20 protein-coding genes and 1 tRNA gene are annotated in these 25,736 nt (G+C 63.1%); 14 read left to right on the top strand and 7 right to left on the bottom strand.

Annotated elements, in window-relative coordinates:
* Nucleotides 1-77 precede the first annotated feature (77 nt).
* Both EOA16_RS20975 and EOA16_RS20970 read left to right on the top strand, forming a co-directional pair.
* Entirely contained in the window at nt 78-1,298 is a 1,221-nt protein-coding gene (locus tag EOA16_RS20975) for a lytic murein transglycosylase (RefSeq protein ID WP_127259974.1), read from the top strand.
* A 128-nt stretch (nt 1,299-1,426) separates the two neighbouring features.
* Nucleotides 1,427-2,641 carry a DUF459 domain-containing protein gene (locus tag EOA16_RS20970; protein WP_127259973.1) on the top strand — a complete coding sequence of 405 codons (1,215 nt, stop codon included), beginning with the start codon at nt 1,427-1,429 and terminating at the stop codon, nt 2,639-2,641.
* A 6-nt stretch (nt 2,642-2,647) separates the two neighbouring features.
* Here the strand turns inward: EOA16_RS20970 and EOA16_RS20965 are convergent, their stop codons facing one another.
* Entirely contained in the window at nt 2,648-4,102 is a 1,455-nt protein-coding gene (locus tag EOA16_RS20965) for a glutamate synthase subunit beta (protein ID WP_127259972.1), read from the bottom strand.
* A gap of 142 nt (nt 4,103-4,244) precedes the next feature.
* Complete coding sequence (gene gltB / locus EOA16_RS20960; RefSeq protein WP_127259971.1) at nt 4,245-8,981, bottom strand: glutamate synthase large subunit; 4,737 nt, start codon at nt 8,979-8,981, stop codon at nt 4,245-4,247.
* Between the two features lie 493 nt (nt 8,982-9,474).
* Between gltB and EOA16_RS20955 the strand changes: the two genes are divergently transcribed.
* Nucleotides 9,475-10,524 carry a low specificity L-threonine aldolase gene (locus tag EOA16_RS20955; protein WP_127259970.1) on the top strand — a complete coding sequence of 350 codons (1,050 nt, stop codon included), beginning with the start codon at nt 9,475-9,477 and terminating at the stop codon, nt 10,522-10,524.
* Between the two features lie 69 nt (nt 10,525-10,593).
* Here the strand turns inward: EOA16_RS20955 and EOA16_RS20950 are convergent, their stop codons facing one another.
* Nucleotides 10,594-11,061: an Hsp20 family protein gene (locus EOA16_RS20950; RefSeq protein WP_109659260.1), complete on the bottom strand. Its 468-nt coding sequence runs from the start codon at nt 11,059-11,061 to the stop codon at nt 10,594-10,596.
* Nucleotides 11,062-11,539: 478 nt separating this feature from the next.
* Between EOA16_RS20950 and EOA16_RS20945 the strand changes: the two genes are divergently transcribed.
* Nucleotides 11,540-12,517, top strand: a complete 978-nt coding sequence (locus EOA16_RS20945) for an alpha/beta hydrolase (protein WP_127259969.1) — start codon at nt 11,540-11,542, stop codon at nt 12,515-12,517.
* Between the two features lie 98 nt (nt 12,518-12,615).
* Here the strand turns inward: EOA16_RS20945 and hisN are convergent, their stop codons facing one another.
* Both hisN and EOA16_RS20935 read right to left on the bottom strand, forming a co-directional pair.
* Complete coding sequence (hisN, locus tag EOA16_RS20940; protein WP_127259968.1) at nt 12,616-13,389, bottom strand: histidinol-phosphatase; 774 nt, start codon at nt 13,387-13,389, stop codon at nt 12,616-12,618.
* Nucleotides 13,390-13,716: 327 nt separating this feature from the next.
* The gene (locus tag EOA16_RS20935) at nt 13,717-14,658 is read right to left on the bottom strand and encodes an N-formylglutamate amidohydrolase (RefSeq protein WP_127259967.1); all 942 of its coding nucleotides are present in this window, start codon (nt 14,656-14,658) and stop codon (nt 13,717-13,719) included.
* A gap of 164 nt (nt 14,659-14,822) precedes the next feature.
* On the opposite strand from EOA16_RS20935, the gene EOA16_RS20930 reads away from it, so the two are divergent.
* Nucleotides 14,823-15,185: a response regulator gene (locus tag EOA16_RS20930; RefSeq protein ID WP_006199474.1), complete on the top strand. Its 363-nt coding sequence runs from the start codon at nt 14,823-14,825 to the stop codon at nt 15,183-15,185.
* A 116-nt stretch (nt 15,186-15,301) separates the two neighbouring features.
* Nucleotides 15,302-15,376: transfer RNA gene (locus EOA16_RS20925), tRNA-Val, on the top strand.
* A 126-nt stretch (nt 15,377-15,502) separates the two neighbouring features.
* Here the strand turns inward: EOA16_RS20925 and EOA16_RS20920 are convergent.
* Together EOA16_RS20920 and EOA16_RS20915 are read right to left on the bottom strand one after the other, a co-directional pair.
* Nucleotides 15,503-15,709: a hypothetical protein gene (locus tag EOA16_RS20920; protein ID WP_127259966.1), complete on the bottom strand. Its 207-nt coding sequence runs from the start codon at nt 15,707-15,709 to the stop codon at nt 15,503-15,505.
* Nucleotides 15,710-15,904: 195 nt separating this feature from the next.
* Nucleotides 15,905-17,059: a dihydrodipicolinate synthase family protein gene (locus EOA16_RS20915; protein WP_127259965.1), complete on the bottom strand. Its 1,155-nt coding sequence runs from the start codon at nt 17,057-17,059 to the stop codon at nt 15,905-15,907.
* A 242-nt stretch (nt 17,060-17,301) separates the two neighbouring features.
* Between EOA16_RS20915 and EOA16_RS20910 the strand changes: the two genes are divergently transcribed.
* The 8 genes from EOA16_RS20910 (at nt 17,302) to EOA16_RS20875 (ending at nt 25,736) form a co-directional block, all read left to right on the top strand.
* Complete coding sequence (locus EOA16_RS20910) at nt 17,302-18,360, top strand: LacI family DNA-binding transcriptional regulator (RefSeq protein WP_127259964.1); 1,059 nt, start codon at nt 17,302-17,304, stop codon at nt 18,358-18,360.
* Nucleotides 18,357-18,536 (top strand): hypothetical protein, encoded by a 180-nt coding sequence (locus tag EOA16_RS20905; protein ID WP_127259963.1) that lies wholly within the window; start codon nt 18,357-18,359, stop codon nt 18,534-18,536. The genes EOA16_RS20910 and EOA16_RS20905 overlap by 4 nt, the downstream gene beginning before the upstream one ends.
* A complete protein-coding gene (locus tag EOA16_RS20900; protein WP_127259962.1) occupies nt 18,533-20,134 on the top strand; it encodes an acyl CoA:acetate/3-ketoacid CoA transferase in 1,602 nt (533 codons plus the stop codon). Before EOA16_RS20905 ends, EOA16_RS20900 begins: the two co-directional genes overlap by 4 nt.
* Nucleotides 20,127-20,903 carry an enoyl-CoA hydratase/isomerase family protein gene (locus EOA16_RS20895; protein ID WP_127259961.1) on the top strand — a complete coding sequence of 259 codons (777 nt, stop codon included), beginning with the start codon at nt 20,127-20,129 and terminating at the stop codon, nt 20,901-20,903. The genes EOA16_RS20900 and EOA16_RS20895 overlap by 8 nt, the downstream gene beginning before the upstream one ends.
* Before the next feature lie 9 nt (nt 20,904-20,912).
* Nucleotides 20,913-22,424: an aldehyde dehydrogenase family protein gene (locus tag EOA16_RS20890; protein WP_127259960.1), complete on the top strand. Its 1,512-nt coding sequence runs from the start codon at nt 20,913-20,915 to the stop codon at nt 22,422-22,424.
* A gap of 57 nt (nt 22,425-22,481) precedes the next feature.
* On the top strand, nt 22,482-23,735 hold the full coding sequence (locus tag EOA16_RS20885) for an ABC transporter substrate-binding protein (RefSeq protein WP_127259959.1): 1,254 nt from the start codon (nt 22,482-22,484) through the stop codon (nt 23,733-23,735).
* Nucleotides 23,736-23,838: 103 nt separating this feature from the next.
* A complete protein-coding gene (locus EOA16_RS20880; RefSeq protein WP_024502750.1) occupies nt 23,839-24,795 on the top strand; it encodes a sugar ABC transporter permease in 957 nt (318 codons plus the stop codon).
* Nucleotides 24,792-25,736: a carbohydrate ABC transporter permease gene (locus tag EOA16_RS20875; protein WP_127259958.1), complete on the top strand. Its 945-nt coding sequence runs from the start codon at nt 24,792-24,794 to the stop codon at nt 25,734-25,736. The genes EOA16_RS20880 and EOA16_RS20875 overlap by 4 nt, the downstream gene beginning before the upstream one ends.

The raw sequence follows: 25,736 nt of genomic DNA, 5'->3' as shown, positions 1-25,736 counted from the left end.
GTGGCACCTATGGTAAACTAATTCCTAACCTGGTTCGGCGATGAATGGTCTTTCCTGAGACAGAGAAGGAGGAAAAGATGTCCGTTCGCAGTGCCGCAAAACGTTTTACCAGCGTCATAGCGGCAGCCGGCCTATCGCTCGCTCTGCTGATGCCTGGCCCCGCTTTCGCCGATGCTGGTTTCCGGCAGTGGGTCGCCGGCTTCCGCGCCACCGCCGTGCAGAGCGGCGTTTCCGGCGCCCTCTACGACCAGGCCTTCAGGAACATCAGGGATATCGATCCGGTGGTGCTGGAAAAGGCGCGTACGCAGCCTGAATTCACGGCCCCTGCCTGGGACTATTTCGACAACCGCGTCCATGACCAGTCGGTCGCCGTCGGCCAGCAGATGGCCAGGAAATGGAAGCCGTGGCTGGATCGGATCGAGGCCAGGTTCGGCGTCAACCGCTACATCCTGCTGGCCATCTGGTCGATGGAGTCGAATTATGGTGAGATCCTCAAGCGCGACGACATCATGCGCAATGTAGTGCGCTCGCTGGCGACCTTGGCCTATGCCGATCCGAAGCGGGCGAAATTCGCCCGCACCCAGCTGGTCGCCGCGCTGAAGATCCTGCAGACAGGCGACATCGATGAAAGCCATCTGAGCGGATCCTGGGCCGGCGCCATGGGCCACACCCAGTTCATCCCGACCAGCTATCTGCACTATGCCGTCGACATGGATGGCAATGGCAAGCGCGACATCTGGAATTCGATCCCCGATGCGCTGGCGACATCGGCCAATTTGTTGAAGAAGAATGGCTGGCAGGCCGGCAAGACCTGGGGCTATGAGGTCGCCCTGCCGGCCGGCAAACTTCCTGGCGGTTCCAAGACGCTGTCGCAGTGGCAGGCGCTTGGCGTCGTCAGGGCCAACGGCAAGCCGTTCAAGAACGGCTCCGACAAAGCGACTTTGAAGGTGCCGGATGGCCGCAGCGGGCCGGCCTTTCTGATGATCAAGAATTTCACGGTCATCAAGGCCTACAACAACGCCGACAAATATGCGCTTGCCGTCGGCCTTCTTGCCGACGAAATCGCCGGCTCCAGCGGTCTCGTGCAGGACTGGAAGCGGCCTTTCACCAAGCTCACTTTCGAGGAAAGGCAGGAGCTGCAGCAGCGGCTTTCCCAACATGGCCTTTATGACGGCAAGTTCGACGGCAAGATAGGCGACGGCTCGAAATCAGCCATCTTGGCCTTCCAGGCCAAGGCCGGCTTGACCCAGGACGGTTACCCGAGCATGGAAGTGCTGAAGTGGCTCCGGCAGAAATAGAGCCACCTGCGGTGCCGCGCGGCCTTTCGGCCGCACAAAGGACGCTGTAGCAATCTGGTTGGCGCGGAATTTGCCGAGAGATCGATGCGGTTTTTCGGCAGGACCACGCCATGGGATGGAGGAAACGATTGGCTTCGGCTGCGCGCATCGCAGGGCTTGTTCGTCGCATGCCGGTGCTCATTCTGGCCGTGATCGTGCTCGCCGTCGGCGTGGCTGGCGCCTTTCATGCGCCGGCCTTGGCACAGGAGCAGCAAAACCGCGGCTGGTCGTTGCGCGATCTTCTGTTTCCGCGCCGCAGCGAGCGCATCGAGCCACCGCAGGACATCCAGAAGGCAAGGCCCAGGCCCAAGGCAAAAAAACCCCGCGCCCCTCGCCCGCCCGCGGAACCGGAAATCCCGGTGGTCGACAAGGCACCGGACGCCCGCACCGTCCTGGTGGTCGGCGACTTCATGGCGGCCGGCCTCGCCGAAGGCCTTGACACCGCCTTTGCCGAGAATACCGGCGTCAGGATCGTCGTTCGCAGCAATGGCTCGTCCGGCTTCGTACGCGATGATTTCTACAATTGGCCCGAACAGATCAAATCGCTGATCGAGACCGAAAACCCCGCCGCAGTGATCGTCATGCTGGGTTCCAACGACCGCCAGCAGATGAAGGTGGGTGACGTGCGCGAGCAGCCCCGCTCTGAAACCTGGACCAAGGAATATGAGCGCCGGACCGAGGCGTTCGGCAAAGCTATCGCCGAGGCAAAGGTACCCTTCCTATGGGTTGGCATGCCGGCGTTCCGGGTGCCGAAGATGACCTCCGACATGCTGGCCTTCAACGACATCTATCATCAGGCCGCTGAAAGCCATGGCGGTGAATTCGTCGACGTCTGGGACGGCTTCGTCGATGAGAACGGTGCTTTCGTCACCAACGGCCCCGACATCAACGGCCAGCCGGTGCGGCTGCGCGCCGATGACGGCATCAACGTCTCGAGGGCGGGCAAGCGCAAGCTCGCCTTCTATACCGAAAAACCGTTGCTGAAGATCCTCGGCCTGACCGCACCGGGAAGCGTGGTTACACCGTCCGCTCCGGCTGGCGCCCCTGTCGAGGCGCCGGCGCCGGCCGCGGCACCCATCGTCATCGACCGCACCGCGCCGATGCTGCTCAGCGATCCGGCACTCGACGGCGGCTCAGAGTTGCTTGGCGCGGCCCCGCCGGCGAAGGCAAGTCCGGACCTGCCCGGTGAAAAGCTTGTGGTCGAGGGCAAGGCACCGATTGCATCGCCCGGCCGCGCCGACGATTTCTCATGGCCGCCGAAGGCCGCGGCCGCGACCGACACCACGACCGCGATCAATCGCTAAAGACGCTCAACGCGGGAGAACGCTCGACCCCATCAACGCCTCATCGATCGAGCGTGCCGCCTGGCGGCCCTCGCGGATCGCCCACACGACCAGCGACTGGCCGCGACGCACGTCGCCAGCCGCATAAAGCCTGTCGACGCTGGTCCTGTAGTCGCGGTCATTGGCCTCGACATTGCGCGAGCGGCGGCTGTCGGTGGCGATCTTCATCTGCCCGTCCAGCTCCGTCGCCACCCCGGCCGCGGCCGGCCCGGCAAAGCCGATGGCGATGAAAGCGAGATCGGCACGAATGACGAATTCGGTACCGGCGATCGGCTTGCGCTTGTCGTCGACCTCGCAGCACTTGACGCCGGTCAGCTGGCCTTCCTCGCCGATGAATTCGAGCGTCGCCACCTGGAATTCGCGCTCCGCGCCTTCGGCCTGCGAGGACGAGGTGCGCATCTTGGTCGCCCAGTAAGGCCAGACCGAAAGCTTGTCTTCCTTCTCCGGCGGCTGCGGGCGGATGTCGAGCTGGGTGACACGCACCGCACCCTGGCGGAAGGCCGTGCCGACACAGTCGGACGCGGTATCGCCGCCGCCGACGACGACCACATGCTGGCCGCCGGCGATGATCGGATGCGACGGCCACGCCACCGACTGGATCGGCTCGCCGCCGACCCGCCTGTTCTGCTGCACCAGATAGGGCATCGCGTCATGCACGCCGCCGAGATCGTCGCCGGGAATGCCGGCCGCGCGCGGCGTTTCGGAACCGCCGCAATAGAGCACGGCATCATGTTCGGCGAGCAGCTCGGCAACCGGCTTGTCGACGCCGACATTGACGCCGCAATGGAAGGTCACGCCCTCGCCCTGCATCTGCTCGATGCGCCGGTCTATGTAGTGCTTCTCGATCTTGAAGTCGGGAATGCCGTAGCGCATCAGCCCGCCCGGCCGGCTTTCGCGCTCGTAGACATGGACATCGTGGCCGGCGCGGCCAAGCTGCTGGGCAGCCGCCATACCGGCCGGACCGGAACCGATGACGGCGACGCGCTTGCCAGTCTTCTTCTCCGGCGGGTAGGGCCTGATATGGCCGGTTTCATAGGCCTTGTCGGCGATCGCCTGCTCGACCGTCTTGATGGCGACGGGAATGTCCTCGAGGTTCAGCGTGCAGGCTTCCTCGCAGGGCGCGGGGCAGATGCGGCCGGTGAATTCCGGGAAATTGTTGGTCGAATGCAGGTTGCGGATCGCGTTGTCCCAGTCGCCATTGTAGACGAGGTCATTCCAGTCCGGAATTTGGTTGTGGATCGGGCAGCCGGTCGGCCCATGGCAGAACGGAATGCCGCAATCCATGCAGCGCGCGGCCTGTTTCTCGACCTCCTTGTCAGACATCGGCAGCGTGAACTCGCGGAAATGCCGGATGCGGTCGGAGGCCGGCTGGTACTTGTGCACCTGCCGGTCGATTTCGAGAAAGCCTGTTACCTTGCCCATAGTCCAGTTCCTGCTGTCCAGATGGTGCGGTTTTCGCCGCACCCGTTAACCCCTTGAGGCAGCCATGGCAACCTTGCGCCGGAGGTCAAACTGTCGGTGAAGATGGGCCGGGAAGCCTGGGCTCCCCGGCAATTGCAAAAGCCTATTCCGCCGCGACGCCCATGCGCATGCGTTCCATCTCGATCAGGGCGCGGCGGTATTCGACCGGCATGATCTTGCGGAACTTCGGCCGGAAAGTCGTCCAGCCGTCGAGAATCTCGCGGCCACGTACCGATCCGGTGTAATGCACATGGTTGGAGATCAGCTGGTAGAGCCGCTCCTCGTCATGGCTGGTCATGTCGCCGGAGACGTCGACGCGACCCTTGTGATCGAGGTCGCCGCCATGGTGCAGCAGCCTTTCCATCAGATCGTCTTCTTCGGGAACCGGCTCCAGCTCGACCATCGCCATGTTGCAGCGCTCGGCGAAATCACCCGCTTCGTCCAGCACATAGGCGACGCCGCCCGACATGCCGGCGGCGAAGTTGCGGCCGGTCTTGCCTATGACGACGACGATGCCGCCGGTCATGTACTCGCAGCCATGGTCGCCGACGCCTTCGACGACAGCGGCGACGCCCGAGTTGCGCACGGCGAAACGCTCGCCGGCGACGCCGGCGAAATAGGCCTCGCCCTCGGTTGCGCCATAGAGCACCGTGTTGCCGACGATGATGGATTCAGCGGCGACGATCTTGGCTTCTTCCGGCGGCCGGATGACGATACGTCCGCCCGACAGGCCTTTGCCGACATAGTCGTTGCCGGCGCCCACAAGCTCGAACGAGATGCCGCGCGCCAGGAAGGCGCCGAAGGACTGGCCGGCGGTGCCGGTCAGCTTCACCTGGATCGTATCCTCGCGCAGGCCCTTGTGCTTGAAGCGCTTGGCCACTTCACCCGACAGCATGGCGCCCGTCGAGCGGTCGACATTGCGGATATCGACCTCGATCTTGACCGGCAGCTTGCTCTCGAGCGCCGGCTTTGCCAGTTCGATCAGCTTGCGGTCGAGCACGTCGTCGATCGGGTGCTTCTGCCGCTCGGTCCAATGCACGGCCTCATGCGGCGCATCCGGCTTGAAGAACATCTTCGAGAAATCGAGCCCGCGCGCCTTCCAGTGCACGATCAGGTCGCGCTTTTCCAGAAGATCGGTGTCGCCGATGATCTGGTCGATATGGGTGTAACCCATCTCGGCGAGCAGTTCCCTCACCTCTTCCGCGACGTAGAAGAAGAAGTTGATGACATGCTCGGGCGTGCCCTTGAAGCGCTTGCGCAGCACCGGATCCTGCGTCGCGACGCCGACCGGGCAGGTGTTGAGATGGCACTTGCGCATCATGATACAGCCTGCCGCGATCAGCGGCGCGGTCGAGAAGCCGAACTCGTCGGCGCCGAGCAGCGCGCCGATGATGACGTCGCGCCCCGTGCGCAGGCCGCCATCGACCTGCAGCGCAACGCGCGACCGCAGACCGTTCAGCACCAGCGTCTGGTGCGTCTCGGCAAGGCCCATTTCCCACGGGCTGCCGGCATGCTTGAGCGAAGTCAACGGCGAGGCGCCGGTGCCGCCATCATAACCCGAGATGGTGATGTGGTCGGCGCGTGCCTTGGCGACGCCCGCCGCAACCGTGCCGACACCGACTTCCGACACCAGCTTGACCGACACGTCGGCGGCCGGATTGACATTCTTGAGGTCGTAGATCAGCTGCGCCAGATCCTCGATCGAATAGATGTCGTGATGCGGCGGCGGCGAGATCAGCCCCACGCCCGGCGTCGAATGCCGGACCTTGGCGATGGTGGCATCCACCTTGTGGCCGGGCAGCTGGCCGCCCTCGCCGGGCTTTGCACCCTGCGCCACCTTGATCTGCATCATGTCGGAATTGACGAGGTATTCGGCCGTCACGCCGAAACGACCCGAGGCGATCTGCTTGATCGCCGAGCGTTCCGGGTTCTTGCCGCCGCCAGGCAGCGGCAGATAGCGGTCGGCCTCTTCGCCGCCCTCGCCGGTGTTCGACTTGCCGCCGATCTGGTTCATGGCGCGCGCCAGCGTCGTGTGCGCTTCGCGCGAGATCGATCCGAACGACATCGCCCCGGTCGAGAACCGCTTGACGATGTCGGCCGCCGACATGACGTCGTCGAGCGCCACCTTCTTGCGGCCGGTTTCCTGCGCCAGCTTGAGCCTGAACAGGCCGCGAATGGTCTGTGCGCGGGCCGTCTCGCTGTCGATCTGGGCGGAATAGTCCTTGAACGTTTCCCACGACCCTTGGCGCACGGCGTGCTGCAAGGTGGCGACCGCATCAGGCGACCAGATATGCGCCTCGCCGCGCATACGGAACATGTATTCGCCGCCGACTTCGAGGCTGTTGCGCAGCACGGGGTCGTTGCCGAAACCGTCATTGTGTCGGCTGAGCGTCTCGGTCGCGATCTCGTCCAGGCCGACGCCTTCGATCAGCGTCGCGGTGCCGGTGAAGTATTGCTGCACGAAATCGGTCTTCAGGCCGATGGCGTCGAAAATCTGCGCGCCGCAATAGGACTGGTAGGTCGAGATGCCCATCTTGGACATGACCTTGAGGATGCCCTTGCCGATCGACTTGATGTAGCGCGAAACGACTTCGTAGGCGTCCACTTCCTTCGGCAGTTCGCCACGCTTGTGCATGTCGAGCAGCGTGTCGAAGGCGAGGTAGGGATTGATCGCCTCGGCGCCATAACCGGCAAGGCAGCAGAAATGATGCACTTCCCGCGGCTCGCCGGATTCGACGACGAGGCCGACCGAGGTGCGCAACCCTTTGCGGATCAGGTGATGATGCACCGCCGCCGTCGCCAGGAGCGCCGGGATGGCGATGCGGTCCGGCCCGACCTGGCGGTCGGACAGGATGATGATGTTGTAGCCGCCGGCGACCGCCGCCTCCGCCCGCTCGCACAACCGATCGATGGCGCCCTGCATGCCCGCGGCCCCTTCGGCCGAGCCATAGGTGATGTCGATCGTCTTGGTGTCGAAGCGGTCTTCGGTGTGGCCGATGGAGCGGATCTTTTCGAGATCGCCATTGGTCAGGATCGGCTGGCGCACTTCGAGCCGCTTGCGGCGCGAATTGCCGACCAGGTCGAAGATGTTCGGCCGCGGCCCGATGAAGGACACCAGGCTCATCACCAGCTCCTCGCGGATCGGATCGATCGGCGGATTGGTTACCTGGGCGAAGTTCTGCTTGAAATAGGTGTAGAGCAGCTTCGACTTGTCCGACATCGCCGAGATCGGCGTGTCGGTGCCCATCGAGCCAACCGCTTCCTGGCCTGTCGTCGCCATCGGCGACATCAACAGCTTGGTGTCTTCCTGGCTGTAGCCGAACGCCTGCTGGCGATCGAGCAGGCTGACATCCTTGCGCAGCGCGCGCGGTTCGACCGGCTTCAGATCTTCGAGGATCAGCTGCGTGTTGGCGAGCCAGGTCTTGTAGGGATGCTTGGTCGCGATCTCCGACTTGAGCTCCTCGTCGGAGACGATGCGCCCCTTCTCCAGGTCGATCAGAAGCATGCGGCCGGGCTGCAGCCGCCACTTCTTGACGATCTTCTCCTCCGGCACCGGCAGCACGCCGGCTTCCGAGGCCATGATGACGCGGTCATCGTCAGTGACGATGTAGCGCGCCGGGCGCAGGCCGTTGCGGTCGAGCGTGGCGCCGATCTGGCGGCCATCGGTGAAAACCACCGCCGCCGGCCCGTCCCACGGCTCCATCAATGCCGCATGGTATTCGTAGAAGGCCTTGCGATCGCCATCCATGAGCTTGTTGCCGGCCCAGGCTTCCGGGATCAGCATCATCATGGCATGGCTGAGGCTGTACCCGCCCTGGAACAGGAACTCGAGCGCATTGTCGAAGCAGGCGGTGTCGGACTGGCCGTCATAGGAGATCGGCCACAGCTTCGAGATGTTGTTGCCGAACAGTTCGGAATCGACCGAAGCCTGTCGCGCAGCCATCCAGTTGTTGTTGCCGCGCACGGTGTTGATCTCGCCATTGTGGGCGACCATGCGGTAGGGATGCGCCAGCTTCCATGACGGGAACGTGTTGGTCGAGAAGCGCTGGTGGACGAGGATCAGCGCCGTCTCGAAGCGCGGGTCCTTGAGGTCCTTGTAGTAGGCGCCGACCTGATAAGCCAGGAACATGCCCTTGTAGACGATGGTGCGCGCCGACAGCGACACGCAATAGGCGCCGATGTCCATGTTGTCGTTCTCGGCATAGATGCGGCCCGATATGACCTTGCGCAGCAGATAGAGCCTGGCCTCGTATTCCTCGTCATCGGTGATGTCTGGCGTGCGGCCGATGAATATCTGCCGATGGAACGGCTCGGATGCCACGATGTCAGGCGCCTTCGACAGCGACGAATTGTCGACGGGCACGTCACGGAATCCCAGCAGCGGCAGCCCCTCGGATTGTGCCGATTCGGCGATGATGTCCTCGATATGGGCGCGAAGGGCCGCGTCCTGCGGCATGAACCAGTGTCCGACGCCGTACTGGCCCGCCGGCGGCAGCTCCATGCCCTGGGCCGCCATCTCCTCGCGGAAGAAACGGTCGGGAAGCTGCACCAGCACGCCGGCGCCATCGCCGACCAGCGGATCGGCGCCGACGGCACCGCGATGCGTCAGGTTTTCGAGCACAGCCAGCCCGTCCTCGACGATCTGATGCGACTTCACGCCCTTCATGTTGACGATGAAGCCGACGCCGCAGGCGTCATGCTCGTTGCGCGGATCGTAGAGGCCCTGGGCGGAAAAGCCGTTGGCGGTTCGGCCAATATCGGATCGCAAGGTGGTTTTGACGGTTGCCGCTTTCGTCTGCGCGGCCTGGCCGTTCGTCGCAGAGTGCGTCATGTCCGTCATCTCCTGTCCTCCATTCCCAGCCATTCAGGCGCTGGTTTGCCTCGGCAAGCGCTTGGCTCACCCTGATCCTTGTGGCACGTCTTGCGAAATCCTTGTCGAACCAGGCGGCTTTCCGCATGGATCGCATCTGGTAATCGTACAGGCCAGAGTCTGGCTGTCCACCTGTCGCTCGCGGCAACAGCCGGAGAGGCCCAAATGATACGCCAATCCAGCTCGTTTTGTGCGACAAAATAAGACAGCACTACTGTCCTAAATTTTTATGGCAGAAATCCCGAACGCATACAAGACCGATTCACAAAAAACTTGGGCTTTTCGCGACAGAAAATGTCGTGAAGTTGAGGAAAAACGTAAGCTTCAGTCGTCGGCCTGGGCTTTGCCGGTTGGCTGGCTTTACTATTTTTCCGACGCATGGCCCCTTGCGGTCCGCTCCCGAAACCGGTCAACTTCAGGCTGATTTCCCCAAACCCCGATCTCCCAAGACATAGGCAGATGCATGTTCTTCGCTTCCGACAATTGGGCAGGCGCCCATCCCAACATTGCCGCCGGCCTGTCGGCGAATGCCGGCGGCTTTTCCACCGCCTATGGTGACGGCGCGCTCGACCGGGCAGTCTACCAGCGCTTCAGCGAGATTTTCGAACGCGAGGTCGCGGTGTTCTTCGTTGCCACCGGCACGGCCGCCAACTCGCTGGCGCTGACCGCTTACAACAAGCCGGGCGGTATTTCCTTTGCTCACCGCGAATCGCATGTCATCGAGGACGAATGCGGCGCGCCGGTGTATTTCTCCGGCGGCTCCCGTCTGCATGAGATCGATGGCGCGCTGGGCAAGATCGATCCGCACAATCTGGAAAGGACCATCGGCCGTTTCGCACCGGAAATCGTCCATTGGGGACGGCCGATGGCCGTTTCGATCACCCAGTCGACCGAGGTCGGCACCATCTATGGCCTGGATGAGATCGAGACGATCTCGGCGATCGCCAAACAATATTCGGTGCCCCTGCACATGGATGGCGCCCGCTTTGCCAATGCGCTGGTCGCACTCGACACGACACCGGCCGAAATGACCTGGAAACGCGGCGTCGACATCCTCTCCTTCGGCGGCACCAAGAACGGCTGCTGGTGCGCCGAGGCAGTCGTGCTGTTCGATCTTGATCGTGCCAGGGAATTGGCGTTCCTGCGCAAGCGCGCCGCCCAGCTGTTTTCGAAATCGCGCTTCGTCGCAGCGCAGTTCGAAGCCTATTTCAAGGATGGACTGTGGCTGGACACCGCTCGCCACGCCAACGCCATGGCCGCACGTCTTGCCGCCGCGATCGAGGATTCGGCCACGGCCAAGCTGGCATGGCTGCCGCAGGCGAACGAGGTTTTCGCGGTGATCAAGAAAGCCGAAGTCGAAAAGCTGCAGGCAGCGGGTGCAGCGTTCTATGATTGGCACAAGCCGCACGGCTTTGACGGCCACATCGGCGAGGACGAATTGCTCTATCGCTTCGTCACCAGCTTTGCGACGACAGCCGATGAAGTCGACCGTTTTGGCCAGTTGATCGCTTGATAATCAATATTCCAGACAACAAAAAGGCGGCGCCTCTCGGCGCCGCCTTTGCCTTGGGAGGCTATTGGTTTAGTTCGCGGTCTTGGCCTCGATCTGCTTGGCCTTGGCCGAAGACGCCGTAATGGCGATCTTGCGCGGCTTCAGCTCCTCGGGGATGTTGCGCTTGAGGTCGACGAACAGCAGGCCGTTCTTCAGCGAAGCACCGACAACTTCGACGTGGTCGGCAAGCTGGAAGCGGCGTTCGAAAGCCCTCGAGGCAATGCCGCGATAGAGCAGTTCAGACCCTTCGCCGGTGCCCTCGTCCTTGCGCTCACCTTTCACGGTCAGCACGTTGCGATGGGCTTCGATCGAGATTTCCTCGTCCGAGAAGCCGGCAACCGCCATCGAGATGCGGTAGGAATCCTCACCGGTGCGCTCGATGTTGTAGGGCGGATAGGTCTGCGCGCCATCCGGCTGCGCAAGCGAATCGAGCATCGTGAACAGACGATCGAAGCCGACGGTCGAGCGATAAAGCGGGGAAAAATCAACGTGACGCATGAGGTGTTCTCCTGTTGAGCAACATGGTTTGCGTATGGCCGGTGCGAAACCCTTGAGCGGCGTTTCGGGTGGGCCAGCGGCCCCGACATTGGCGACCGCACGAGACATTTGGGGAGCGCTGGAAAGCATTTCAAGATTTCACCTGGCGGCAAAAGCCACGGCGGCCGGCCCCTTGATGAACGGCAGATGAACCGGCACTTCGGCGCGCGTTCAGGCAGCCGGCGCTAAAGTCCATACCAGGATCAAGGACTGGCGGCGCCGATGGCACAACAGGCACCGCAACGAGGCCGACCGGGTGTAACGTCCCTTCCTCCCGGATCGACAGAGGCCGGAAGCACGCTTACAAGCGGCTTCCGGCCTTCCCTGTTGCAGCCCCAGTCACCGGGAATTCCTTGGCTTTTGGCGCATGGGCGTCTATCACCTTAGCGGAGCCGGCCAGCGCAGGCGGGCATGCGAGACGCCGAGCACGAAGCCCCGAATGACGGATCTTTTCACCGAGAACTCCCTTTTTCACGAAGTCGAGGGCAATCCGCGGCCGGAAAACGCCACCGGCGGCTTCTTCACCACGCGTGACCGCAAGAATATCCGCTACGGCCTGTTTGGCGCGGTCGCTCGGCCGATAAAGGGCACCGTGGTCCTGCTCACCGGCCGCAACGAGTGCATCGAGAAATATTTCGAAACCATCCGCAACCTTGCCGATCGCGGCTTTGGCGTCGCCACGCTCGACTGGCGCGGCCAGGGCGATTCCGACCGGCTGATCCGCGATCGCCAGCGCGGCTACGTCAGCAGCTTCCGCGACTACACCGCCGACCTCGAACAGTTCTTCGAGGAGATCGTGCTGCCCGATTGCCGCGGACCTTACTACATCCTGGCCCATTCGGCAGGCGCATTGATCACCCTGCTTGCCGCGCCGTCGATGGTGAACCGCGTCCGGCGCATGGTGCTGATCGCACCCTTCCTGACGCTGCCCGACCTGCCGGTCTCGATCTCGACGGTTCGCCGCGTCTGTTCCCTGTTCTGCGCTCTCGGCCTCGGCCGGCTCTATGCCGCCTGGGGCCCGCGGCCGAGGGTAACGGCCCCTTTCGAGACCAACAAGCTGACATCGGACCCGACGCGCTATCGGCGCAACACACGGATCTACGAAGAATACCCGCAACTGGCGCTTGGCGGGCCGACGATCCGCTGGCTGCAGACGGCCGCGAAAGCTTCGGAAGCCGTCAGCGATCCCGACTTCATGGCTCGGATCCAGATCCCGCAGCTGATCATCGCCGCCGGCGCCGACCAGGTTGTCTCGACCAGAGCCGTGGAAGCCTACGCCAGACGTCTGCGGCTCGGTTCATTGCTGATGATCGATGGCTCCCGTCACGAAATCCTGCAGGAAGCCGACATCTACCGCGAGCAATTGCTCGCCGCCTTCGACGCCTTCATTCCCGGCAGCGACGACCCCACAGCCTGACTGGCGCCCGTCGCTGGCGTTCCCCAAGGGGTGCCGCCAGGCAGTAAAAGGACGGCTTCAAGCGTCGGCATCACCTGAAAATGGCGGCGGGCTCCCGTTTAGCCGCGCAAGGCGGCCATGGCGGCGGCATGAAGCTCCGGCGTCGCCGCGGCCAGGACGTCGCCGCCCTGTTCCGCCGGCCCGCCATCGAATGTGGTGACCACGCCGCCTGCTTTTTCGATGATCGGGATCAGCGCCACGATGTCGTAGGGCTTCAAACCGGGATCGGCGACAATGTCGACGCTTCCCGAAGCGATCATGGCGAAGGCATAGCAATCCGCTCCGTAGCGGGCGAGCTGGATCTGCTTTTCGAACTGGTCGTAACGCTCGCGCGCCGCGCCCTTGAACAGCGCCGGCGTGGTGGTGAACAGCGTCGCCTCGGCGAGCTTCGTCGTCTTGCGGGTCGTCAGCTTGCGAGGCCCGCCCGGCCCCTCATAATGCGAACCCGAGGCGTTGGCGTAGAACAGCTCGCCGGTGAAGGGTTGTGCCATCATGCCGGCAACGGCGTCGCCATCGACCGTCAGCCCGACCAGCGTGCCCCACACCGGCAGGCCGGAAATGAACGCGCGCGTGCCGTCGATCGGGTCGATCACCCAGACATGCCGGCTCGAAATGTTCTCGCTGCCATGCTCCTCGCCAAGAATGCCATGGTCGGGATATTCAGCAGAGATCAGTGCGCGGATGGCACGCTCGGCCTCGCGATCGGCCTCGGTGACCGGATCGAAACTGCCCTGTTCCTTGTTGGCGACCGCCCCTTGGGCACGAAAGCGCGGCAAGGTCTCCGCCGCTGCCGCCTGCGCGATGCGGCGCATGAAATCGACACTGATGTCCAACTGATTCTCCCGCACTGCAGCATGTCCGAGCCGTGCTGTGCCGCCAATTTCGTACCAGAACAAGAGTGTCCGACGACTTTTTCGCGACGGCCTCTGTTGCCCGGATGTCACACAAGCGTCGCCGAAACGCAATTTCCACATCAGAGTGAATTAAAAAAGCCTGAAGGTCGCTTGACTTTTGTGCAGCGCACAATACCCTCGACCTCGGACAGGGTTTCCTGTCCATGCCCTCCTTGGGCGTTTCCTCCCTAGACTTCGACCGTATCGTGCAAACGATGCGGTCTTTTTTTACGCCGCGATTTCACTCTGCGGCCAGCGGCAGGTCGCTCACTCCGCTGCCAGCGGCAGGTCGATGAAATGATGGTCGGGCATCGACATCAGGTCGGCTGAGAACCGCGTCAGATCGTCGGCCAGCGCATCGAAGCCGGCGGCCTTCTCGAATGTCCGCTCGTTCATGTAGAGCCCGCGATTGACCTCGATCTGCAGCGCATGCAGATGGCGCGCCGGGCGGCCGTAATGCTCGGTGATGAAGCCGCCGGCATAGGGCTTGTTGTGGGCAACCGAATAGCCCATGGCGCTGAGCAGGCCGATCGCGGTCTCGGTCAGGGCGGCGGTTGCCGAGATGCCGAAGCGGTCGCCGATGATGAAGTCGGGCCGCAGACCGCTGTCGCCGACACGGATGCTCGCGGGCATCGAATGACAGTCGATCAGCACGGCAAAACCGAACCGCGCATGGGTCCGGGTCAAAAGCCGCTTAAGTGTTTCGTGATAGGGCTTGTAGACGGCTTCGATGCGGGCGACCGCTTCGGCCAGAGGCAGGCGGCCGGAATAGATGTCGAGCCCCTCGCCCACCAGCTTGGGCACTGTGCCAAGCCCGCCAGCCACCCGCGCCGAGCGGATGTTGCAGAAGGACGGCACTGGCTCGGCGAACATGCGAGGATCGAGCTCCCACGGCTCGCGATTGACGTCGAGATAGGCGCGCGGGAAATTCGCCGCCAGCAACGGCGCGCCGAGCGCGACGGCGCCGCCGAACAACTCATCGACGTAACAGTCTTCCGACCGGCGGATGGCGTTGCGGTCCAGCCTTGCCATGGCAAGGAAGCGTTCGGGATAGTAGCGGCCGCTATGCGGCGAGTTGAAGAGGAAGGGGACGCGCTGCTCGGCGCCCGACCGGATTTCGAAGGGTGGAAAGACCGAAAAATCCTCGGCTGCCGTCTTCAATTTGAGCGAACCCGAAAACACCAGTGCATCATGATATGAAAGTGCCACCTTGCAGGCCGCGTGTCCAGCATTTCAGCGGCAGCACACGCCCTGGCAAATATGGATCATCGCCGTCCGCGTTCACTTGATGTTTACCCTCACCTCCTCATATACAGGATGGTTAACGGGCTTGCCCAACGGCAATCTCGGGCGGGTGATTCGGACGGGATATCATGGCACGCATTCTTCTGGCGGAAGACGACGACGATATGCGTCGGTTCCTCGTCAAGGCGCTGGAGCGCGCCGGTTACCAGGTCAGCGATTTCGACAATGGCGCCAGCGCCTATGAGCGGCTGCGCGAAGAACCTTTCTCGCTGCTGTTGACCGACATCGTCATGCCGGAGATGGACGGCATCGAACTGGCGCGGCGCGCCACGGAGATCGATCCTGATTTGAAAGTCATGTTCATCACCGGTTTTGCCGCCGTTGCGCTGAACCCGGATTCCAAGGCGCCGAAAGACGCCAAGGTGCTGTCGAAACCGTTCCATCTGCGTGACCTCGTCAACGAGGTCGAGAAGATGCTGCAGGCGGCCTGAGCCGTTTTTCAAGCGAGGCGCCGCACCTCTTCGCCACTGCGGCGAGACGACGCCTTCTTTCCTTTTTCCTGCTATTGACGCGCTGGATCAAAAATGGTGTATGCGCGGCTTCGGATGGGCGTGTAGCTCAGCGGGAGAGCACTGCATTGACATTGCAGGGGTCACAGGTTCAATCCCTGTCACGCCCACCATCCAATCCAGACAACCAGACTTAGATCGACATCCTGGCCGGCTCGCCAGAGCTGGACAGCGGTGAGCTTTTCGATGCGCAACGCGCCCGCTCCGACGCTAGCCGAAACGGGCCACGGTCGATCAGATCATTGCGGCTCTGGATCGGGCGTATTTCCGGGCCTGTCGCCGCCGCCCTTGCCTTCGCGACAAGGCTCGCCGATACCGCAGCATTTGCCGTTGTAGGTGACGCCAGGCTTCAGCCTGTCGCATTCCCTGGGAGCGGTTGTCTTGCAGCCGGCCAGCACCGAAACGGCGATGGCGGCCAAAAGGACGTTTCTTGAAACAGTAAACATCAGACGTTCTCCTTGATGGACCATGTTTGGACACGTCGCTTGGTCGCGCCTCGGGAGAAATTGGTTCACAAGAGAATTGGTGATGGCGGCGAAAACAACCCTCGCGGTTGTTCGACAGAGGAGACGCCTGGGCAGGCGCAGCAATCGCGTGGCGACGCGTCGGGTATCCCCTTCGACCGGTCAGCCTTTCCGCGCTTAGACGCCCGCCACGCTGCAAAGGCTCTTCATCCTGGCGACCGCCAGATCCGGATCCGCCAGCAATCCTGCCTGATCGGCAAGGCGGAACACGTCGGCATAGTGACGGACGCCGCGCGCCGACTGCATGCCGCCGACCATCGCAAAATGGTCCTGATGGCCATTCAGCCAGGCCATGAAGACGATGCCGGCCTTGTAGTACTCGGTCGGCGCCTCGAAGATTTTTCGCGATAGCGGCACGGTCGGCGCCATCAACGCCTCATAACCGGCGCGGTCGCCTTCCGCCAGTTTCGACAGGGCCGCGTTGGCGACCGGCGCAATCGCATCGAAAATACCGAGCAGTGCGTGCGAGTGCTTCCTGCCATCGCCAGCGATCAGTTCGGGATAATTGAAATCGTCGCCGGTGAACATGACGACGCCGTCCGGCAGACGGTTCCTCAGCGCGACCTCCTTGCCGGCATCGAGCAGTGAGATTTTTATCCCCTCCACCTTGCCAACGTGGCGTTCGATGATGGCAACAACTGTATCGAGAGCAGTCTCGAAATTCTCGCTGCCCCAATAGCCCCTGAGCACCGGATCGAACATGTCGCCCAGCCAGTGCAGGATGACCCTACCGGAGGACTGGGACAGGATGCGGTCGTAGACGCTGACATAGTCATCCGGCCCCTTGGCAACTGCCGCCAATGCCCGGCTGGCCATCATGATCGCCTTGCCACCCAAGCCTTCGATAAAAGCGAATTGCCGCTCATAGGCGGTGATCACATCGTCCAGCGTCCTGGCGGCGGCGGGCGCCAGATGGTCGGTGCCGGCACCCGAGGCGAGATCGGCGCCATCGACGGTGCGCGCCTCGGCGATCGAACGGCGGATCAATTCTTGTGCATTTGCCCAGTCGAAGCCCATGCCGCGCTGCGACGTGTCCATCGCTTCGGCGATGCGGAAGCCCTGCCGCCACAGATGGTGACGGAACGCCATCGTCCTGTCCCAGTCGACTGCCGGCCTGGACCACGGATCGGTCATGGCGAGCGGATCGGCAACGACATGCGCGGCGGCATAGGCGATGCGCGAAAATCGCGCGCCGACCATCGGCTGCACGGGTTCGCCGACCAGCGTGTAGCGGGTGCTGCCGCCACCCTCACCAGGCAAGGAAATATCCATCCATCTCTCCCTTCGCAACGCTACTAAATGGAACGTTCCAATAAATCAAGAACCTTTAAGATCCGAACTCTCTGCAGGGGAAAATGCTGCATTGCAACACAAAAAGCCTTGTAGCGCATGCCATTTGAGTACGTACAATCGATGTTCGAGGCGCGGGAAAAATCCCGATTGACTCACGAGCGGAGCAGAGATTAGAACGTTCCAATACTTTTTGGGCCTGCAATCGGGGAGGATGCATCTGGATGGCCAACCGGGCCAAGGCGACGATATTCGACATCGCCCGCGAAGCAGGCGTGTCCAAATCGACGGTATCGCTCGTGCTCCAGGGCAGCGGGCTGATCCGGCCCGAGACAGCAAGCAAGGTGCGCAAGGCGATCGAGGATGTCGGTTACGTCTACAACCGCGGCGCCGCCAATCTGCGCAAGGCGCACTCCAATGTCATCGGCATGGTCATCAACGATCTCACCAATCCTTTCTTCGCAGAGCTGGCGGTTGGCATGGAGCGGGTCTTCCAGTCGGCCGGCATCGTGCCGTTCATCGCCAACACGGCGGAAAATCCGGTGCGCCAGGAAGAAGTGCTGAAATCGCTGATGGAGCAAGGCGTCGCCGGCCTCATCGTGTCCCCGGCTCGCGGCACGACGCCGGGCGCCTTCAGGCGGATCGAGACGGCAGGTCTGCCGGTGGTCTTCGCCATGCGCCGGCTTCCCGAGAGCCGCATTCCGGTCATCGCACCCGACAACCATCGCGGAGCCTATCTCGCCACCGTCCATCTGATCGGCAAGGGACATCGCCGGCTGGTCTTCTTCGGCGGCTCGTCCGATCTCGTCGTCTATCACGAGCGGCTTGGCGGATTTCGCGAAGCCTGCCAGACGCAGGGCATCGCCGACCGCGACGCACTGGTCGTCGAGGGAGAGACCAGCCGCAGAGGGGGTATCGCGTGCCTCGAAACCGCTCTCGCAATGGCTGAACCGCCGACCGCGGCACTCTGCTTCAACGACGCCGTCGCCTTTGGTGCCATGCTGGCGCTGCGCAAGCGCGGGCTTGAGCCGGGCGTTGATTTCGCCATCGTCGGTTTCGACGATGTGGCCGAGGCCGAGCATTACATGCCGGCTCTGACCAGCGTCGCGGTGGATTCGGCGGGCCTCGGCGAGCGCGCCGCCCATGTCATGCTGAAAATGATCCAGTCGCGGACAACACGCGCCGAAGACCATATCGGCGCGGTCAATCTCGTGGTCAGGGAAAGCTGCGGCCCGGATCGTCGCATTCGAAACAGGGCGGTCGGTTTGGGAAGCGCTGCATGAGCGTCAAAACGAGCTTGATCGGCGCCAGCACGATCGCCAGGCAGTTCATGATCAGCGCCATCCGCGCGCAGGGCGAGGACAACATCCGGTCATCGGCGTCAGTCGAAGCAGCATTGCAAACCGCGAAATCGGGCAAGGCGATCGCAATCCACCCTGAGCTTGGGAGCATGAATTGAGCAAGGTCGTCTCCGCGGCGCAGGCAGCCGGCCTGATCGAGGACGGCATGGCCGTGTCGGTGTCCTCGTCGAGCGGCCTCGGCTGCCCCGACGCGGTGCTCGCCGCGATCGGCGAACGCTTCGACGCAGAAGGCCATCCGAAGAACATCACCACGCTGCACCCGATTGCGGCCGGCGACATGTATGGCATCAGGGGTATCGACCATCTGGCCAAGCCTGGGCTGCTGAAGCGTACCTTGTGCGGCTCCTACCCGTCCGGCCCCTCCTCTTCCGAACCGCCGCAGATATGGAAGATGATCGGCGACAATTCTGTCGCCGCCTACAACGTGCCGTCCGGCATCTTGTTCGATATGCACCGAGAAGCCGCCGCCAAGCGGCCGGGCGTGCTGACCAAGGTCGGCCTCGACACCTTCGCCGACCCGCGCCATCAGGGCTGCGCCATGAACGCCGCCGCCAGCGAGCCGATCGTTTCGGTGCAGCAATTCGACGGCGAGGAATGGCTCTATTTCCGCTCCATCGTGCCGCAGGTCTCGATCATCCGCGCCACGTCAGCCGACGAGCGCGGCAACCTCACCTACGAGCATGAAGGCGCCTATCTCGGGGGGCTGGAGCAGGCGCTCGCCGCCCGCAACAATGGCGGCATCGTCATCGCGCAGGTCAAGCGCGTCGTCGAAAACGGCACGCTGAAACCGCATGACGTGCGCGTGCCGGGCGTCCTGGTCGACCATATCGTCGTCGCGCCCGACCAGTTGCAGACGACGCTGACGCCCTATGACCCTGCCATCTCCGGAGAAATCTTCCGGCCGCTGTCGAGCTTTCGCACGCCAGAGATGAACGTCCAGAAGGTGATCGCGCGCCGCGTCGCCATGGAATTGCGCGACGGCATGGCCGTCAACATCGGCTTCGGCATCTCAGCCAATGTCCCGCGCATCCTTCTCGAAGAAGGACAGCACGGCAAGATTACCTGGGTGATCGAACAGGGCGCGGTCGGCGGCGTGCCGCTGCTCGACTTCAAATTCGGCTGCTCGTCGAACGCCGACGCCTTCATGCCCTCGCCGCACCAGTTCATCTACTTCCAGGCCGGCGGCTTCGACGCCTCGTTGCTGTCCTTCCTGCAGATCGATCGACACGGCTCCGTGAACGTTTCGAAGCTTTCGGCGCGGCCGCATGTCACCGCCGGCGCCGGCGGCTTTGTCGACATCACCGCACGGGCGAAGAAGATCGTCTTCTCCGGCTTCTTCAATGCCGGGGCCAAGCTGTCTCTGGCCGATGGCGGCATCCGCATCGAGGCGGAGGGCAAGGTCAAGAAGGTGGTCAACGAAGTCGAGCACATCTCGTTTTCAGGCAAGCGCGCGGTGGCACAGGGTCAGGACATCACCTATGTGACCGAGCGCTGCGTGATGAGGCTGACGCCGGAGGGCCTCGTCATCACAGAACTCGCACCCGGCATCGATCTGCAGCGCGATGTGCTGGCGCAGTCGGAAATCCCGCTGGGCGTTGCCAAGGACCTCAAGACGACACCGGCAGCCCTCTATCAGGAGCAACCGATAGGCCTGTCGCTGAATGGCGGCGCCTCGCTCGGAGGTGGGCATGGCTGAGCCTCTCGTCACCTTCGAGCAGGATGGCGCCATCGGCATCGTCACGCTGCGCCGGCCGGAGAAATTCAACGCGCTCGACATCCCGATACTGCGGGCGCTAGAGACGGCGCTCGACGCGGCCGAGGGTGCGGAAGGCGTTCGCGTCGTGCTGCTGCGCGGCGAAGGCAAGGGCTTCTGCGCCGGCGGCGATGTCGAGGCGTGGGCGCGGATGAGTGCCGCCGATTTCCAGGTGCAATGGGTCCGCTATGGCCACCGCGTCTTCGACCGCCTGGCGCGGCTCAGGCAGCCGACCATCGCCGTCCTGTCCGGCCATGCGCTGGGCGGCGGCCTGGAACTGGCTGTGGCTTGCGACTTCCGCGTGGCGGAAACACAAGTGAAATTAGGCTTCCCTGAAACCTCGATCGGTGTCGTGCCCGGCTGGTCCGGCACGCAGCGCGCCGTGCGCCGCTTCGGCGCGCAGACGGTGCGCCGCATGGCGCTCGGCGGCGAGATCTTTCTCGCCTCCGAGGCACTCGCTCTGGGCATCGTCGACCGGGTGGTCGCGACTGGCAAGGCGCACGACGAAGCCAAGGCGTGGGCGGAAAAGATCGCCGAGCGCGGCCCGCTGGCGACCGAAGCCGCCAAATTGATGATCGCCGTTGCCGAAGGCGAGGAAAGTGCCGCCGCCACCGAAGCGCTGGCCAGCGGCTTCATCGCCCTGACCAGCGATCTCAAGGCAGGGGTCGATGCCTTCAAGGCCAAGCAGAAGCCGGCCTTTTCGAGAGCCTAGAGCAAACATATGAACGCACCCCTCAAGATCGCCATGCCGGCCGAGGCGGCTGCGGCACCGAAAGCGTACAAGCTGCTGATCGACGGCAAGCATGTCGATGCCCGCGACGGCCGCACGATTGCTCGAAATAGCCCCGGCCACGGCTTCACCGTCTCGCACTACGCACAGGCCGGCGCGGGCGAAGTGGAAGCCGCTGTACAGGCCGCCCACAAGGCGTTCGAGACCGGTCCATGGCCGCGCATGAAGGCAGCTGAGCGTGCCGCGATCCTGCTCAAGGCGGCTGACCTGATCGAGGGCCGGCTGGAAGACATCGCCCGGCTCGACGCACTGGAATCGGGCAAACCGATCGCCCAGGCGCGCGGCGAGATCGGCGGCGCCGTCGACATCTGGCGCTACGCCGCCTCGCTCGCCCGTACGTTGCATGGCGAATCCTACGCCAATCTCGGCGACGCCATGCTGGGCGTCGTGCTGCGCGAACCGATCGGCGTCGTCTCGATCATCACCCCAAGGAATTTCCCGTTCCTGATCGTCAGCCAGAAACTTCCCTTCGCGCTTGCCGCCGGCTGCACGGCGGTGGTCAAGCCGAGCGAAATGACCTCAGCCTCGACCTTCGTGCTTGGCGATATCCTGATGCAGGCCGGCCTGCCCGCCGGCGTCGTCAACATCCTCGCCGGTCTTGGCGCCGACGTCGGTGCGCCGATGGTCAGCCATCCCCTGGTCGAGATGGTCTCGTTCACCGGCTCCACCCGCGTCGGCAAGATGACGATGGCCTCGGCCGCGCAGTCGCTGAAGAAAGTCTCGATGGAGCTCGGCGGCAAGAACGGCCAGATCGTCTTCCCGGACGCCGACCTCGAAGCGGCCGCCGATGCGGCGGTGTTCGGCGGCTTCTTCAATGCCGGCGAGTGCTGCAATGCCGGCAGCCGGCTGATCGTGCACGAGGCGATCGCCGACGATTTTCTCAGCGCCGTCAAGGCGCTTGCCGCCAGGGTCACGGTCGGCGATCCGCTCGATGACCAAACCAAGGTCGGCGCGATGATTTCGGCAGACCATCTGGCCAAGGTCGCCGACTATGTCGCGGCGGCGGCAAGCGCTGGCAGCCAGGTCTTCAGCGGCGGCAAGCAATTGGCCTCAAACGCCGGCCAGTACCTCGATCCCACCATCATCCGCGGCGTTACCGAGGAGATGGCCATAGCGCGCGAGGAAGTGTTCGGCCCGGTGCTCTCGGTGCTGACTTTTGAATCGATTGAAAAGGCGTTGCACATCGCCAACAACACGCCCTATGGTTTGTCGGCGGGCGTGTGGAGCGCCAGCATCGACACTTGCATGTCGGTCGCGCGTGGAGTGCGTTCGGGAACCGTTTGGGTGAACACATTCATGGAAGGTTATCCCGAGCTGCCTTTCGGAGGCTACAAGCAGTCCGGTCTCGGACGCGAACTCGGCAAACGCGCCGTCGAGGACTATACCGAGGAAAAAACAATCCAGTTTCATCGCGGCCAGCGCACCGGGTGGTGGGTCGGCTGAGTTGAGAAGAACCCGGCGGCATCCGCCGGTCGTGTAATGCAACAAGGGAGGAAGTACATGTTGCGCAAACTGCTTATCGGAACGGCTCTCGCATCCGGTCTGGCTTTCGCGGCCCATGCCGAGGACGTCAAGGAAGTCCAGATGCTGCATTGGTGGACGTCGGGCGGCGAAGCGGCTGCTCTCAACGTCCTCAAGGGCGACCTGGCCAAGGAAGGCTATGCCTGGAAGGACGTGCCGGTGGCCGGCGGCGGCGGCGATGCCGCCATGACCGCGCTGAAGGCAATGGTCGCGGCCGGCAACTACCCGACCGCCTCGCAGATGCTCGGCTACACCGTGCTCGACTATGCGGCCGCCGGCGTCATGGGTGATCTGACCGAGACGGCGAAGAAGGAAGGCTGGGACAAGTCCGTTCCGGCGGCCCTGCAGAAGTTTTCGGTCTATGAAGGCAAGTGGGTCGCGGCTCCGGTCAACGTCCACTCGGTCAACTGGCTGTGGATCAACAAGGCCGTCATGGACAAGATCGGCGGCACCGAGCCGAAGACCTTCGACGACTTCGTTGCCTTGCTCGACAAGGCCAAGGCGGCAGGCGTGATCCCGCTCGCTCTCGGCGGCCAGAACTGGCAGGAAGCCACCATGTTCGACTCCGTCGTGCTGTCGACCGGCGGACCTGAGTTCTACAAGAAGGCCTTCAACGACCTCGACGACGCTTCGCTCAAGTCCGACACGATGAAGAAGTCGTTCGACAACCTCGCCAAGCTCGTCACCTATGTCGATCCGAACTTCTCGGGCCGCGACTGGAACCTTGCCACCGCCATGGTCATCAAGGGCGACGCCCTGGTGCAGGTCATGGGCGACTGGGCCAAGGGTGAGTTCCACGCCGCCAACAAGACCCCGGGCACGGACTTCCTGTGCTATCGCTTCCCGGGCACCGACGGCTCGGTGATCTACAACTCCGACATGTTCGGCATGTTCAACGTTCCGGACGACCGCAAGGCCGCCCAGGTCGCGCTGGCCACCGCCACCCTGTCGAAGAGCTTCCAGTCGGCCTTCAACGTCGTCAAGGGTTCGGTCCCGGCCCGTACCGACGTTCCGGACACCGACTTCGACGCTTGCGGCAAGAAGGGCATCGCCGACCTGAAGGCAGCCAACGAAGGCGGCACGCTGTTCGGCTCGCTGGCCCAGGGCTATGGCGCGCCTCCGGCGGTCGCCAATGCCTACAAGGATGTCGTCTCCAAATTCGTCCATGGTCAGATCAAGACCTCGGACGAGGCCGTGACCGAGCTGGTCAAGGCGATCGACGACGCCAAGTAAGCGCCACGCGCCAAAAACGCCTTTCCCGCTCCGGCGGGGAAGGCCAGATCCGCGAACTTAGATCGGCGAAGCTGGTTGGCCGCGAGTCGACGGGAGGAGCCCCATGAGCACGGTAGCGACAAGCCAGATCAAGCTGACGCCGGAGCATGCGCGGCCACGCGCCTCGGTGCGCTCGCGCCTGCAGGACGCATTGCCGAAGATCGTGCTGGCGCCGAGCTTCGCCATCACCATCGTCTTCGTCTACGGCTTCATCCTGTGGACGATCTATCTGTCCTTCACCAATTCCAAGACCTTCCCGTCCTATGTCCTAACCGGCTCGCGCGCCTATCAGCGGCTGTGGGGCTGGACCTTCGACACAGACCCGCCGTCGAGCTGGTACACGTCAATCACCAATATGGGTATTTTCGGTTTCCTCTACATCGCAATCTGCCTGGCGCTCGGCCTGTTCCTGGCTATCCTGCTCGACCAGAAGATCCGCGGCGAAGGCGTTTTGAGGCCGATCTATCTCTACCCGATGGCGCTGTCCTTCATCGTCACCGGCGTGGCCTGGAAATGGTTCCTCGATCCCGGCCTCGGCCTCGAGCAGACCTTGCATCAATGGGGCTGGACGAGTTTCCATTTCGACTGGATCAAGAACAAGGATTTCGTCATCTACACGGTGGTCATTGCCGGCGTCTGGCAGGCCTCCGGCTTCATCATGGCGATGTTCCTGGCCGGCCTGCGCGGCATCGACGGCGAGATCATGAAGGCGGCGCAGATCGACGGCGCCACCACCTTCCAGCTCTACCGTCGTATCGTCATCCCGCTGCTGCGGCCGATCTTCCTTTCGGCCTTCATCGTGCTCGCGCACCTCGCCATCAAGTCATACGATCTGGTCGTGGCGCTGACCAGCGGCGGCCCAGGCGGCTCGGCCTGGCTGCCGTCCAACTTCATGTATGAGTACACGTTCAAGCGCAACGAGATGGCCGTCGGCTCGGCAAGCGCGGTGATCATGCTGATGACCATCGTCGCCATCATCGTGCCCTATCTCTATTCGGAACTGCGGGAGAAGCCGCGATGAGCGCCGTCACCACCCCCGCCCGCAACGCCTCCGGCGGCATGAACGTCAAAACGCTCAATCGGATCGTCATTTACGGGCTGCTGGCGCTGTTTGCACTGTTCTACCTGATGCCGCTGTTCGTCATGCTGGTGACCTCGTTCAAGACCATGGACGAGATCCAGAACGGCAACATGCTGGCACTGCCCAAGGCGCCAACCTTCGATCCGTGGCTGAAGGCTTGGGGGGAGACCTGCGTCGGCCTCACCTGCGCCGGCATCAAGGGCTATTTCTGGAACTCCATCAAGATGGTGGTTCCCGCCGTGCTGATCTCGACGATGCTCGGGGCGCTGAACGGCTACGTGCTGACCAAGTGGCGCTTTCGCGGCGCGACGCTGGTGTTCGGGCTGATGCTGTTCGCCTGCTTCATCCCGTTCCAATCGGTGCTGCTGCCGATGGCGACGATCCTCGGCAGCCTCGGCCGCTTCGGCGTCACGCTGCAGAATGCGACGGGAACCAGCTTTGGCCTCGGCAACCCGACGGTCAACCTCGTCTTCGTCCACGTCGTCTACGGCATCGGCTTCACCACGCTGTTCTTCCGCAATTATTACGAGGCGTTCCCGACCGAACTGGTCAAGGCGGCACAGGTCGACGGCGCCTCCTTCTTCCAGATCTTCCGCCGCATCATGCTGCCGAATTCGATGCCGATCTTCGTCGTCACCGTGATCTACCAGTTCACCAACATCTGGAACGACTTCCTGTTCGCCTCGGCTTACGCCGGCACCGGCGACTCGATGCCGATGACGGTGGCGCTCAACAACGTTGTCAACACCTCGACCGGCGTCGTCGAATACAACGTCAACATGGCAGCCGCGATGATCGCCGCACTGCCCACCCTTCTCGTCTATGTGCTCGCCGGCCGCTATTTCGTGCGCGGTCTCATGGCTGGCGCCGTCAAAGGATAA

This window comes from Mesorhizobium sp. M7A.F.Ca.US.008.03.1.1 (genome assembly GCF_003997495.1).
GTDB lineage: Bacteria > Pseudomonadota > Alphaproteobacteria > Rhizobiales > Rhizobiaceae > Mesorhizobium.
This window is presented reverse-complemented; position numbering and strand designations above follow the sequence as displayed.

Coding starts and splice junctions, on each gene's coding strand:
- EOA16_RS20880 (WP_024502750.1), top strand. CDS start 23,839: ATGAGCACGGTAGCGACAAGCCAGATCAAGCTGACGCCGGAGCATGCG.
- EOA16_RS20875 (WP_127259958.1), top strand. CDS start 24,792: ATGAGCGCCGTCACCACCCCCGCCCGCAACGCCTCCGGCGGCATGAAC.
- EOA16_RS20885 (WP_127259959.1), top strand. CDS start 22,482: ATGTTGCGCAAACTGCTTATCGGAACGGCTCTCGCATCCGGTCTGGCT.
- gltB (WP_127259971.1), bottom strand. CDS start 8,981: ATGACGGACATGACGCACTCTGCGACGAACGGCCAGGCCGCGCAGACG.
- EOA16_RS20945 (WP_127259969.1), top strand. CDS start 11,540: ATGACGGATCTTTTCACCGAGAACTCCCTTTTTCACGAAGTCGAGGGC.
- EOA16_RS20915 (WP_127259965.1), bottom strand. CDS start 17,059: ATGGATATTTCCTTGCCTGGTGAGGGTGGCGGCAGCACCCGCTACACG.
- EOA16_RS20930 (WP_006199474.1), top strand. CDS start 14,823: ATGGCACGCATTCTTCTGGCGGAAGACGACGACGATATGCGTCGGTTC.
- EOA16_RS20895 (WP_127259961.1), top strand. CDS start 20,127: ATGGCTGAGCCTCTCGTCACCTTCGAGCAGGATGGCGCCATCGGCATC.
- EOA16_RS20910 (WP_127259964.1), top strand. CDS start 17,302: ATGGCCAACCGGGCCAAGGCGACGATATTCGACATCGCCCGCGAAGCA.
- EOA16_RS20890 (WP_127259960.1), top strand. CDS start 20,913: ATGAACGCACCCCTCAAGATCGCCATGCCGGCCGAGGCGGCTGCGGCA.
- EOA16_RS20965 (WP_127259972.1), bottom strand. CDS start 4,102: ATGGGCAAGGTAACAGGCTTTCTCGAAATCGACCGGCAGGTGCACAAG.
- EOA16_RS20950 (WP_109659260.1), bottom strand. CDS start 11,061: ATGCGTCACGTTGATTTTTCCCCGCTTTATCGCTCGACCGTCGGCTTC.
- EOA16_RS20905 (WP_127259963.1), top strand. CDS start 18,357: ATGAGCGTCAAAACGAGCTTGATCGGCGCCAGCACGATCGCCAGGCAG.
- EOA16_RS20920 (WP_127259966.1), bottom strand. CDS start 15,709: ATGTTTACTGTTTCAAGAAACGTCCTTTTGGCCGCCATCGCCGTTTCG.
- EOA16_RS20975 (WP_127259974.1), top strand. CDS start 78: ATGTCCGTTCGCAGTGCCGCAAAACGTTTTACCAGCGTCATAGCGGCA.
- EOA16_RS20955 (WP_127259970.1), top strand. CDS start 9,475: ATGTTCTTCGCTTCCGACAATTGGGCAGGCGCCCATCCCAACATTGCC.